Annotated in this window: 7 protein-coding genes; 2 read left to right on the top strand and 5 right to left on the bottom strand. The window is 72.1% G+C overall.

Annotated elements, in window-relative coordinates; all coding sequences use genetic code 11:
- Nucleotides 1-249 precede the first annotated feature (249 nt).
- Nucleotides 250-1,638, top strand: a complete 1,389-nt coding sequence (locus tag VXC91_RS27305; protein ID WP_329509988.1) for a nicotinate phosphoribosyltransferase — start codon at nucleotides 250-252, stop codon at nucleotides 1,636-1,638.
- A gap of 325 nt (nucleotides 1,639-1,963) precedes the next feature.
- Here VXC91_RS27305 and ftsH read toward each other — a convergent pair whose 3' ends face one another.
- Together ftsH and VXC91_RS27290 are read right to left on the bottom strand one after the other, a co-directional pair.
- Nucleotides 1,964-4,033, bottom strand: coding sequence for an ATP-dependent zinc metalloprotease FtsH (gene ftsH, locus VXC91_RS27295; RefSeq protein WP_329509987.1), 2,070 nt, complete (start codon nucleotides 4,031-4,033; stop codon nucleotides 1,964-1,966).
- A 446-nt stretch (nucleotides 4,034-4,479) separates the two neighbouring features.
- Nucleotides 4,480-4,977 carry a universal stress protein gene (locus VXC91_RS27290; protein ID WP_329509986.1) on the bottom strand — a complete coding sequence of 166 codons (498 nt, stop codon included), beginning with the start codon at nucleotides 4,975-4,977 and terminating at the stop codon, nucleotides 4,480-4,482.
- 280 nt (nucleotides 4,978-5,257) lie between these two features.
- Between VXC91_RS27290 and VXC91_RS27285 the strand changes: the two genes are divergently transcribed.
- Nucleotides 5,258-5,419: a hypothetical protein gene (locus VXC91_RS27285; RefSeq protein WP_329509985.1), complete on the top strand. Its 162-nt coding sequence runs from the start codon at nucleotides 5,258-5,260 to the stop codon at nucleotides 5,417-5,419.
- A 215-nt stretch (nucleotides 5,420-5,634) separates the two neighbouring features.
- On the opposite strand, the gene VXC91_RS27280 is transcribed toward VXC91_RS27285, so the two are convergent.
- The 3 genes from VXC91_RS27280 to VXC91_RS27270 are packed head-to-tail and all read right to left on the bottom strand — an operon-like array spanning nucleotide 5,635 to nucleotide 12,139.
- The gene (locus VXC91_RS27280; RefSeq protein WP_329509984.1) at nucleotides 5,635-6,894 is read right to left on the bottom strand and encodes an SWIM zinc finger family protein; all 1,260 of its coding nucleotides are present in this window, start codon (nucleotides 6,892-6,894) and stop codon (nucleotides 5,635-5,637) included.
- Nucleotides 6,891-9,827, bottom strand: a complete 2,937-nt coding sequence (locus tag VXC91_RS27275; protein WP_329509983.1) for a DEAD/DEAH box helicase — start codon at nucleotides 9,825-9,827, stop codon at nucleotides 6,891-6,893. The genes VXC91_RS27280 and VXC91_RS27275 overlap by 4 nt, the downstream gene beginning before the upstream one ends.
- Nucleotides 9,824-12,139, bottom strand: a complete 2,316-nt coding sequence (locus tag VXC91_RS27270; protein ID WP_329509982.1) for a plasmid pRiA4b ORF-3 family protein — start codon at nucleotides 12,137-12,139, stop codon at nucleotides 9,824-9,826. The genes VXC91_RS27275 and VXC91_RS27270 overlap by 4 nt, the downstream gene beginning before the upstream one ends.
- Nucleotides 12,140-12,324 lie beyond the last annotated feature (185 nt).

Raw genomic sequence — 12,324 nt, 5'->3', positions numbered from 1 at the left:
CACGCAGGAGTAGACGGAACGGCGTCCGGCGCGTGCCATGGCGAGCCGCATACCCGAGTTACGAAGAAGGGAACGAAAAACGAAAGGGGACTATAGGGATCTCCGATATGGGCTGTTCGGCTAGCACGAGACTGGAACTTGCAGGGCCGGTCGGCCCATGCTTTCGCGCGACCATTCGCCGAAACTGGTGACGAGACGAAGGATGCCCCCAGTAACGGCTCCTCCACAGCCCACTCAGTGGCGTTCACGATGTCCGATGTCACCACCACCGATCTGTACGAAGTGACCATGGCCATGTCCTACCTGCGAGAGGACATGCGAGCGCCGGCCACCTTCAGCCTCTTCGTCCGGGACCTGCCGCCCGGCAGGGGCTTCCTGGTCGCCGCGGGCCTGGAACCGGCCCTGGACTTTCTGTCTCGCTACCGCGTCGAACCGGGTGACGTGGAGGCGTTCGCGGCAGCCCTCCACCGGCCGCCCGAGGACCTCGAGCTGCTGCTGGGTCTGGGCTTCGACGGCGAGGTGCGCGCCATCCCGGAGGGACACGTCGTGTTCGCCGGAGAGCCGTTGCTCGAAGCAACGGCACCGCTCCCTCAGGCCCAGCTCGTCGAGACCTACCTGCTCAACCAGCTGTGCCATCAGACGGCGGTGGCGTCCAAGGCGGCCCGCTGCGTCCTGGCGGCGGCCGGACGGCCCGTCGTCGACTTCTCCCTGCGCCGCACCCACGGCCCCTGGGCAGGCATCCAGGCAGCGCGGCTGGGCGCACTGGTGGGTTTCTCCGCCACCAGCAACGTGGCCGCGGCCGGTGCTCTGGGCATCCCTGCCTCGGGCACGATGGCCCACTCCTACGTGGAGGCGTTCTCCAGTGAGGAAGAGGCATTCCGCGCCTTCGCACGCGCCCACCCCGGCCCGGTCACGTTCCTCGTCGACACCTACGACACCGACGAGGGGGTCAGGACCGCGGCACGGGTGCTGACGGAGATCCGGCGGGGACCAGGCTGCGCGATCCGTCTCGACAGCGGCGACCTCGGAGAGTTGGCGCGGCGGGCGCGCGCCACGCTCGACGCCGCGGGGCTTCCCGAGGTGCGCATCGTCGCCAGCGGCGGACTGGACGAGTACGCCGTCGCGGAGCTGGTGCGCAGCCGGGCCCCGATCGACGTGTACGCAGTGGGCACGAAGGTGGGCGTGGCCGCGGACGCCCCGTACCTGGACGCCGCGTACAAGCTCGTGGAGTACGACGGCCGCCCGGTCATGAAGCTGTCGTCGGCGAAGGTGACAGCCCCGGGCCGCAAGCAGGTCTTCCGCCGCCCCGGGCAGCCGGATGTGATCGGCCTGTGGGACGAGGACCCGCCGGGCGGGACCCAGCCGCTGCTGCGCACCGTCATGTCGGAGGGTCGGCGGACGGCGCCTCCTGACCGGTGGGAGTACGCACGGGCACGCCTCGCCCACGACATCGCCGCCCTTCCCGCCTCGGCCCGCACGATCGACGATCCCGACCCTGTGCACCCGGTCAGATCCCGAGCACTGGAGGAGCTGACATCACGGGTGCGCGGAGAGATCGAGAGCCGGTTCTTCCCGGAACGCCTCGGTGCGTCCCGAAGCGGCGGGCATGCCGGTCGGAAGGCTCCACCCCCGCCATAGGAGCTATTGGGGCCCGACCGTCCCCGACAACCGGGCAGTGCTGGATGGGGCCACCACCGTCTGGCTCACCGCGGAGGACGCGCTCGTCGGTGCCCTGCTGCTCCGGGACCCGCTGCGCCACGACGCTCCCCGCACCGTTCGAGCGCCTGGCCCAGCGCATCGCCACCCACGTACGCCTCGCCGACGAGCAAGGCGGACTGCGGCCTCAACAGCTCGACGACCTACGCGCCTCCTTGTACAGCCTCCTTGTACAGCCTCCACACGATCCTCCGCCTCCACTTCACGCAGGAGGAGGAGAGTTACTTCTCCCCGGCGCCGTGATGCGTCAGCCCGTCCGGCTGTGGTCCCCACCAGTTGTGGACTCCTCGCGGTCCGCAGCCGGGCAGGCATCCGACCGGTGTCGTTCCACCGGAACACGGATCCCTGGGGACCCACGCCGGAGAGCCTCGGAGGCACGGCCCGAAAGGCCTCCGTCTGCCTCCTCGCGGTCACGCTCTTCCTGCCGGAGCACTTCGAGGACCGCGGATCCGTCGATGGTCTCGCGGACGACGAGCAGATCGGCGAGCCGGTCCAGGGCCTGGCGATGGTCTCGCAGCAGACCCGTCGCCCGCTCCTCAGCCTCACGCAGGAGGCGTGCGGCTTCCTTGTCGATGATTCGCTGGGTCTGTTCCGAGAACGGCTGCCGGGTGGGTTCCTCCGTGGTCTCGCCCAGGTAGCGGGGGCTGGCAGAGGCGTAACCGACCGGGCCCAATGCCGTCGACAGTCCGAAGTCCCGCACCATGCGGGTGGCTATCTGAGTGGCCCCGGCCAGGTCATTGGCGGCTCCGCTCGAGCCCTCGCCGAAGACGACGAGCTCGGCCGCCCGGCCGCCGAGCCGGACCGCGAGCAGGTCGGTCAGATAGCCCTCGCTGTACAGATGGCGTTCTGCCTCGGGCAGCTGCTCGGTGACCCCCAGCGTCATGCCAGTCGGCAGGACGGTGACCTTGGCGACCGGGTCGGCGTGCTCGCACAGCGCGGCGACCAGGGCATGCCCCGATTCGTGGACGGCGACCGCGTGACGCTCTTCGGGCAGCAGTGCGTTGGACGCCTCACGGCGGCCGAGCAGAACGCGGTCCCGGGCGGCATCCAGATCGTGCGGCTCGATCAAGACGCGGTCGGCGCGGACGGCGTTGATGGCGGCCTCATTGACCAGGTTGGCGAGGTCCGCACCGGAGAAACCCGGGGTGGCCCGGGCAACGACGTCGAGGTCGACGTCGGCAGCGAGGGTCTTGCCGCGGGCGTGTACCCGGAGGATGGCAGCCCGCTCGGCCTGATTCGGCAGCGGGACGGTGACCTGACGATCGAAGCGCCCAGGACGCAGCAGGGCGGGATCCAGGGTCTCGGGCCGGTTGGTGGCGGCGAGGACGACGATGCCGGTGGACTGGTCGAAACCGTCCATCTCGGCCAGCAACTGGTTGAGAGTCTGCTCGCGCTCGTCGTTGCCGCCGATGTTCCCGCTCCCGGCGCGGCGCGAGCCGACAGCGTCGATCTCGTCGATGAAGACGATGGAGGGCGCGCGCTTACGGGCATCGTCGAACAGGTCCCGCACCCTCGAGGCGCCGACGCCGACGAACATCTCGACGAAGGCCGACCCGGTCACCGACAGGAACGGCACGTCGGCTTCTCCTGCGACGGCGCGGGCGAAGAGCGTCTTACCGGTGCCGGGCGGCCCCACCATGATCACTCCGCGCGGGCCCTTGGCACCGGCCGCCGCGTAGCGCGACGGGTTGCGAAGGAAGTCGACGACCTCGCTGATCTCCTGCTTGACGCCCTCGTATCCCGCCACGTCGTCGAACCTCGTGGTGGGCCGCTCCGCCTCGATGATCTTCGCCCGTGAACGACCGATGGCACTGAGGCCGCCAGTCACCGAACGTGAGGCGCGGCGCCCGAGCCACAGCAAGAACCCGATGATCAGCAGCATCGGCAAGAAGTCGACGAAGATCGACCCGAACGAACTGCCGCTCTTGCTCTGGGAGGCAGTGATCTGCACATGCTCGGCCTGCAGTTGCTGCTGCAGCGCCCCCGTGCCCAACGCCGTGGGGATCTGGGTGGTGAACTTCGTACCATTCTTCAGGACGCCGGTGACCGCTCCCTTGTCGTTGATGTCGACGGTCTGCACCTGGCCCACGCCGACCTTGGAGACGAAGGTGCTGTAGGACAAGTGAGCCGCTGGAGTCCCCGAGGGTATGCGGACGAGTATGAGGACGAGCAGGAAGACCACCCAGAGCAATGGAAAGATCCACCACAGCCAGCCCGAACGCGGCGGCTGCGCAGGCGGCTTCGGCGGTTCCCGCGGCGGCCCGGACTTGGCGGGCGGCGTGAGATGCCGGTACGGCATCCGCAGTCGTGTGATCACAGTGCACCGCCTCCTCCGACGGGCCTGATGACACCTTGCCTTGACCGGTCCACCACACCGGTATGTGCTCCGCTCACCGCGCCGGTCCGCGTTTCGTGGGGCCAGGGCGTTCGTCTCGCAGTACCACCAGTCGGCGCCGGTACTCTTCCTCGTCGATCTCCCTCGGGCGAACCGTTCAGCGAGCACCTGCTCGGGCGACGACCCCGTGGGGCCGTGCAGGAGCCCGGAGCCGCGGTTCATCGTGCGGACCAGGAACACAGCGAGGAGGACGAGCAGCGTCAAGAACAGGATCGCGCCCACCGACCCGAAGAGCCAACCCCATCCATTCATGCCCCGGTGGTTTCAGTAATACATCGCGGTCACTCCTCCGCACACGACGGTGGGGACGCACAGCAGACAGGGTCCGCGCTCGGCTCGAAGCCGGCATCCGTACCCGATACGACCGATCACGGCAGCTCCGGTACGACTGCCACCGGGCATTGGGCATGGTGGAGCACCACATGTGCCGCCGTGCCCAGTTGAAGGCCGACGTGACCGCGACGCCGCCGTACACCGATGATCAAGAGGTCAGCGGCAGCCGAGCGGCTCACGAGGACCTTGCAGGCAAGTCCCTCGACCGGGTATCGGTTCACCCGGACGCCCGGGCTTTCCGGCGCGCTGTCCTGCAACAGGGCGTCGATCAGGATGGACGCCCGCTCCTCGTAATAGAGATCGCGACTCCCGGAGAGCAGGGGGTGCTCGCCGGGTTCGTGCGCGGGGCGGCGCCAGGCACGGACGACGTCCAGGGCGCAGTGGCGCGCCTCGGCCTCGCGGAAGGCGAACCGCATCGCCGCGCCGCTCGTCCCCGGTTTCCCGGCACCGAGGACGATCCGCCCACGAGTGCGCTCGAGTCCCGCCGGGTCACCGCGGATCACGATCACCGGACCGGACGAGCGGCCCGCCACGGCCAGACTGACCGACCCGAGCAGCAGTCCCTGCGGAACCCACGACTCGCGGTCCCATCACCACCGTCACACTTGCCGCGGCCCGGCGAGAGGGGCGATCGGTCCCTTGTCAGCGGCATTCGGCCCACGTCGTTGCACAAGCGGGCTGCCGGCAGTGGAGCACGCGGCGCACCCACGTCTCATCGGTCGTGCGGGCGGCACGGCACGGCACGGCGCACAAGACGGTGCTTCCGCCGGCGACCGACACGGAAGCCCTGCCCGACGCGGAAGTGAGGCTCCGGTGACCGCACCAACCCTGGAGGCGTCCACCGTCACCGCATTCATCGAGGACGCCACGGCGGCTCCGTCCCTGCACAACGCACAACCCTGGCGCCTGGGCTACGGTCCCAAGGACCACCCCACTCCCCGCCGCCCCACCGTCGACGTGCTCGACATCGTCTGACAGCTCGCCGCCGGCCGGCGGCCGTGCCACGCGCGGAGCCACGGGCCCCGGACCGACGCTGCGCGTGCCGGAAACGTCATCCATGCTGGTCAGCCAGCTGGCAAGCCCAGGGCCGCCGAGTGGCACGATGATCGCTCGCGCTGCTGCGCCGCTGCGACCGCAGTGCTGCGACAACCTGGTCGTAGCGGATGCCAGGTCCGAGGCACATATCCGGCTCAGTGCCGCGCGGCAGCGGTGCGCGCCGCGACGAGAGCGGCGACAGGGTCGGCTGTGGCGGGGGCGCAGGGCCACCATGCGGTGCCGCGGCTTTCGCGGGTGTAGGGATGCCAGCGGTTGTCGGGGCCGAGGCGGATCTGCACGCCCTCATCGTCGGCGGTGAGGCGGTTGCGCCAGGCGCGCAGCCGCAGGGGGCCGGCGGTGTCCGTGGTGTCGGGGTCGGCGAGGGCTGTGCGGGCGGCGGCCATGGCGGCGGAGTCGGGGGCGAGGGGCGCACGGGCGACGGCGACGCCGGCGGGTCCGCCGTGGCGCAGGGCGCGGACCAGGCGGGCGAAGTCGAGCGGGGGCAGGCCGCTGGCGCGTACGAGGTGGTGGAACCAGTCCTCGCTGACGCCTGTCGCGGCGAGGCGTACGGCGTCCTCGACGGGGGTGCAGGTGAGCAAGGCGGTGTGCCCGGCAGCGAGGCGGCGGGCACGCTGGGCGGTGTCGCGCGTGAGCGCTTCGAGGTCGTCGAGGGTGAAGGGGGTGCCGGGCGGGGGCGCGGTGGTGAGCGGGGTAGGGGCTGTGTCCGGTTCGCCGGGCGCAGTATCGGCCGTCTCAGGGTCGGGCGGAGTGAAGGCGCCGTTCCAGGAGGCGAACGCGTCGCGGGCAGGCACACCCTCGCCGCGGGGTGCGTCGCCGGTCGTGGACGCGGCGTTGGTGAGGGTTTGGCGGCGGGTGCGCAGCGCGATAAGGACGGCGTCCTTGGTGCGGCCGCGGAGGGTGAAGAGCCAGAAGGGGTCGTCGTCGAGGTGGACGGCGGTGGCGTAGCACAGGGCGGCGGCGTGTTTGCAGGGGTAGCCCCAGTCGGGGCAGGAGCACTCCGGGTCGAGTTCGCTCGGCTCGGGCAGCAGGGGGACGCCGGCGGTGCGGGCGTCGTCGACGAGGTCGGCGGGCATCTCGCCGGCGAGAAGGGCGGCGGTGCGACCGGCCTGGGCGGCGATGGCGTCGAGGAGGGTGTCCCACTGCGCGTCGGTGAGGACACGCAGGTGCACCGCGGCGTCGTACGGCCATGGGTTGCTGCCCTCGACCTCGGCGCGCAGCACGCCGGGGGCGGCGGTGACCGGGCCGACCATGCCCTTGCGGGCGTAGGTGCGGCCGCGGGAGAGGCGGCCGGTGTCGAGGGTGGAGGCCTCCAGGGCGTCCACCCAGGCCTGGCCCCACCAGGTGGCGGCGAAGGCGCGCGTGCCGGTGCGGGGGGCCTTGCGGGCGCGTGTCATGCCTCGAACTCCTTGGAAAGCGTGACGAGTTCGGCGAGGTCGGCGTCGGAGAGTTCGGTCAGAGCGGCCTCGCCGGAGGCGATGACCTGGTCAGCGAGGGCGCGCTTGGCGCCGAGCAGGCGGGCGACCTTGTCCTCGACGGTGCCCTGCGTGGTGAGCCGGTGGACCTGGACGGGACGGTCCTGGCCGATGCGGTAAGCGCGGTCGGTGGCCTGGTCCTCGACGGCCGGGTTCCACCACCGGTCGTAGTGGATCACATGGGTGGCACGGGTGAGGTTGAGACCGGTGCCGGCGGCCTTCAGGGAGAGCAGGAAGACGGGGAACTCGCCCTGCTGGAAGGCGGCGACCATCTTCTCGCGGTGCGGCACTGGGGTGGCACCGTGGAGGTAGCGGGCGCGGACGCCGCGGTCGGCGAAGTGCCGCTCCAGAAGCCGGCCCATCTGCGTGTACTGAGTAAAGACCAGGGCGCCCTCGTTCTCGGCGACCACCGTGTCGAGGAGTTCGTCGAGGAGTTCCAGCTTGCCGGAGCGGCCGGGCAACGGGCCATTCTCGCGCAGGTAGTGGGCGGGGTGGTTGCAGATCTGCTTGAGCGCGGTGAGGAGTTTGAGGACCAGGCCGCGCCGGGCAATGCCGTCCGCCTTCTCGATACGGGCCATGGTCTCGCGGACCTGCGCCTCGTACAGCGCGGCTTGCTCGCGGGTGAGGGCGACGGGGTGGTCGGTCTCGGTCTTGGCCGGGAGCTCGGGAGCGATACCGGGGTCGGACTTGCGGCGGCGCAGCAGGAACGGGCGGGTGAGCCGGGTGAGGTGCTCGGCGGCCTGCCGGGCCTGATCGGCGGTTTCCTCGTCGCCGTCTGTGCCGAGCGCGCCGCGCTCGATGGCCTTCGCGAAGCGGTCGCGGAAGGCAGACAGCGGACCGAGCAAGCCGGGTGTGGTCCAGTCGAGCAGCGCCCACAGCTCGGAGAGATTGTTCTCCACCGGGGTGCCGGTGAGCGCGACGCGGGCGCGGGCAGGCAGGGCGCGCAGCTCGCGGGCGGTGGTGGCGTACGGGTTCTTGACGTGCTGGGCCTCGTCGGCGGCGACGAGCGACCACTTGACGGCGGCGAGCCGCTCCCGGTCGCGGCGCAGCACCCCGTAGGTGACCAGGACGAGTTCGTCACCGGCGAGGTGGTCGAGGGTGCGCTCGCCGCCGTGGTAGCGGCGCACCGGGACGGCGGGCGTGAAGCGGGCGGCCTCGCGCTGCCAGTTGCCGAGGAGGGAAGCCGGGCAGACCACGAGGGTCGGGCCGGCGGTGTCGGGCTGTTCCTGGCGGTGCAGGTGGAGGGCGAGCAGGGTGATCGTCTTGCCGAGGCCCATGTCGTCGGCGAGGATCCCGCCGAGGGTGAGGCGGGTCATGTCCGCCAGCCAGGCCATGCCCCGTTGCTGGTAGCCGCGCAGGGTGGCGGTCAGGCCCTCCGGTGTCCGGACGGGCGTACGGCCCTCGGGGTCGCGCAGCCGGGCGACCAGCTCACCGAAGGCGCCGGCCGCCTCGACCGCGACGCGCTCGCCGTCCCACTCCACCTCCCCGGTCAGCGCCGCTTGGAGCGCGTCCAGCGGGGCGAGTTCGCGGCTGCGCCGCCGCTTGAGGCGGGCCACGAGCTTGGGGTCGGCAACGACCCACTGGTCGCGCAGCTTGACCAGCGGGCGGCGGGCCTCGGCGAGCAGGTCGAGTTCGGCTTCGGTGAGCTTGTCGCCGCCGAGTGCGACATGCCAGGAGAAGTCGAGCAGGGCATCGCGGCCCAGCAGAGTGTCCACGGTCGCGCCGGGCGCGGTGGCCGCCCCGATCTCCGCCCGCGTCTCAAGGGCCTTGACCAGCTCACGCGGCCAGTGCACGCGCACGCCCGTCGTACCTAGCGCGTCAGTGGCGTCGCCCAGCAGGTCCATGGCCTCTTCGTCGTCGAGGCGGAGCGTGCTGGGGGTGGCCTCGGCGAGCAGGCGGGTCAGCGGCTGCCAGGCGCGGGCCGCGCGGCGCAGCGCGAGCAGCGTCTCGGCCTCGGCGTGCTGACCGAGCAGGCGCTGTGCACGGTGCGGGTCGGCCCACAGCTCGGCGGCGTCCAGCACCAGGGACGGGTCGGCCGTGGTACGCAACTGCAGCACCGCCTGGAAGGCGCGGCGCCGCCCGGCCGGGGGCTCCACCCGCAGCTCCACGCTCACCTGCGCGGCCCGCTCTGCGGCGGCCTCGGCCGCCCACTCGGCCAGGCCCGGGTGCAGGGCGGTCGCGCGGTCGGCGTACGGGTTGCCGGGCGTGGCCCAGGCGGCGGCCGGGGTGCGCGGCAGGGTGTCGGCGAGCGCGTCGCAGAACTCCCGTACCAGGTTGACAGGTTCGGCGATATGCGGCGTCTTGTCGCCGGTCTGCGACGCGGGGAGGTTGTGGGCGTACGGGGGCAGGGCGGCGGCGAGCGCGTCCAGGTCCCTTTTGCCGCGCGCGCCAGGTGGCCCGAAGCGCCAGGTCGTGTACGTGTCGGAGGTCAGCGCCGGATACAGGCGCCCCTCGCCGAGCAGCTGAAGGGTGCGGCGGGCGACGGCCGCCCACGCGGCGAGCGACGGATGGACGCCGGAGGAGGGAAGGCCGAGCAGCAGGGCGAGCGCGTGGGCTGGGGCGAGCGCCCACCCCTCGACGGTGCGGGTGCGTACCCCGCTGCCGTGTGGCAGGACCAGGGGCAGCCTGACCCGCACCACCGACCCCGGAGCAGTGGCCTGGGCGGGCACGCGGCGGGTGTCGGCGGTGGGCCGGTAGAACACCAGGCGGCCCAGCCGGGCCGGCTGGGCCGGCTCGGCCGGGGCGAACACGGCGGCCCAGCCGCCGACGGCGAGGTATTCACGCGCCCAGGCGGCGGCAGCAGGGTCGGCGAGCGGTCCGGCTTCAGCGTTGATTTCCTTCACGAGCAGGCTCATGTGGCGCTCTCCGCCTTGAACGCGGCCTTCCGCAGCCGCTTGGCCAGGGCCTTGTCGACTGGCCTGAGGGCGTCGGCCAGCGCACCGAGCACCTCGCCGGCGTGAGGGTGGCCCGCGCGCCACAGGTCGTCGGCCCGCTCGGCCACCTGGTCGAGCGGGCGCAACCCCTCATCGGGGCCAGTCAACAGCCTCTCGCGCAACGCCTGTTCGCCGCGACGGGCGAACGGTAGCGCGCCGTCCACCAGCATCCACTCCAAACCCCACGCCGCCTCACCCTCGGCGGGCTCCCCGATCCGGCGCAGCATCGAGGCCGCAGCGTGCGAACAGCCGGTGACCTGCGAGACGGCCGCCTTGCGCAGGACCGCCTTCGCTCGCCCGCTCTCGTCCGCCGCCAGCACGGTCGCCAGCACCGGCGGGGCCTCAAGGCGGCGCAGCGCATCGGCGGCCTCCGTGCCGTCGCAGGCGTCCACCACCTGCACGGCCGCGTCCGCTGCGAAGCGCTCTGCCAGCCAGTCCGCCACTTCCGCCGCCGCATCCGCCTCGGAGGGGTAGGAGGGGAGTGCGGCCAGCAACTCGCGGGCGTCCGCCCGGGCGAGCGAGCCGACCACCGGCGCCGGGACACCCACCTGCACCAGCAGCGCGCGCAGGCCGGAGCGGCCCAGAGGGGTGAGACGGAAGCGGCCGGCCCGAAGCGGGTCACCCCCGCCGCCGAACAGCGTGGTGCGGGCGCTGTCCACCGGAGTCCAGTCACCATCGCGCTCAGCGGCACCGAACAGCTCCAGCGTCCCGGCGGTGTCGTCGTACTGCTCGGCGAGGAGCGTCGACACCAGCTGCCGGGCCGGGCCCTCGGGCAGCTCCTCGAGACCGCCCGTCAGGTAGTCGGCGGCATCCAGCCACTCCCCGTCCGGCAACCCGTACGCCGCGAGCAGCATCAGGAACACCAGCGGCGGCGCCTCATCGGTCAGCGCCCGCAGCGGCGACAGTTCGCCCAGCGCCCCGCCCAGCATCGGGAATGAGAGGGAGAGCTCGACCGCCGCGCCTGCCACCGCACGCTGCCAGGCGGCCAGCAGTGCCGCGTCTTCGTCCTCGTCCGGCAGCTCGTCTCCGGCGTACGCGCGGTTGCCCTCCACCTCGACGAAGCCGCAGTTCAGTGCCCATTCCCAGGGCAGGTCCACCAGCTCCATGTCGCCTGCGCTGCGGATCGTCGCCAGCCGCGCGGCCCGTTCCTTGGGATCGCCCCACTCCTCGGGGTCGATGCGCCACAGCTCGGCCTCCTCCACGGCCTGCCGGGCGAGTTTCGGCCGCAGCAGCCCCTTCGGGGTCAGCTCGCGCCCGCCCGTCTCCCGCCACCGCCCTTCTGAGGAAGCCCTTCGGGCCTTTCTTTCTCCACCGCACCAGTGCCCGAGCTGCACCGCGGCCATGAAGGCGGGCACCTCGCGCACCGCGCGGGCCAGCTCCGCCTCGCCGGGCAGCCGCACCGCGGGCAGCCGGATGTCCGCGGAGTCGAGGAGGCCGGACAGCGACTCCTCCTCAACGTGCCCGTCGGCGTCGGCGAGCGGGGCCGCATCACCGGGCAGCGGGTGCAGATCGCCGCACTCGCAGCGGTACATCCCTGCCGGCACCTGCCGCCCGCTCCGCTTGCCGCGCTTCTTCCCCCGCCCGCTGGTCGCCCGTCGCAGCCGAACCTCCGTGAGCGCCCGGTTGACCTCGGCGAGGTCGAAGGCGGCCGGGTCGAAGCCCTCCTCGCACAGGCCGGCCAGCACCTCGTCAAGGAGGCTGTCGTACTCCACCCACTCCTCACCGCCGTGCCGGACGACCGTGGAACGCGGGCGCTCCCCGTCCTCGTACCGCTCGAGCAGCTCGGCCAGCCCCCACACGCCGCCAAGGTCCTCGGCGGCGGGCATGGTCCGCCGCCCGCCCGTGCACACCGCGAACTCCCCCTCGCCGTCCTGGGCGGGGCGTACCGCCTCCACCGTGATCAGGTGCAGCCAGTCGTCGCCGAAGTCGTAGGTGTAGTTCATGCGGTCACCAGTACGCGGAAGGACGTCCGCGAGGACGGCCTTCTTCTCGTCAAAGGCCGGGAGGCCGAAGTCACCCGGCGGGGCGTACCGCCCGCCCGAGCGGTCCTCGAAGGCGTGCAGGTGCGTGTCCTGCCAGCCGAACGCCATCTGGATCACGTCGTGCAGCGAGCCCAGCGCGACGTCTGAGGGCACCACGAGCCGCCGCCACACCGGCGGTTTCGTCCCCTCCAGCTGGACCTTGAGCTGATGGACGGAAAGCGGGCGCTCGGCGGAGCTGCGCTGGGCGGGCATAGGCTGACTTCCCACTCGTCGGAGGCGTACGTCCCGTGCGCGTTGCGCGCCCGCCTCCGCACGCCGAATGACTGACCCGGCCATTCTGGCAGCCGCAAGTCGCCGGTCCGGCCGCCGGGCGGAATTCCACTCGACTCACTTGCGCGCGGGCCACACCGTGTGCTGGAGCCTGCCGCGAGGGCACG

This window comes from Streptomyces chiangmaiensis (genome assembly GCF_036281785.1).
GTDB classification, from domain to species: domain Bacteria; phylum Actinomycetota; class Actinomycetes; order Streptomycetales; family Streptomycetaceae; genus Streptomyces; species Streptomyces chiangmaiensis.
Note: the sequence above shows the minus strand (reverse complement) of the source record. Positions and strands in the feature narration are given on the sequence as shown.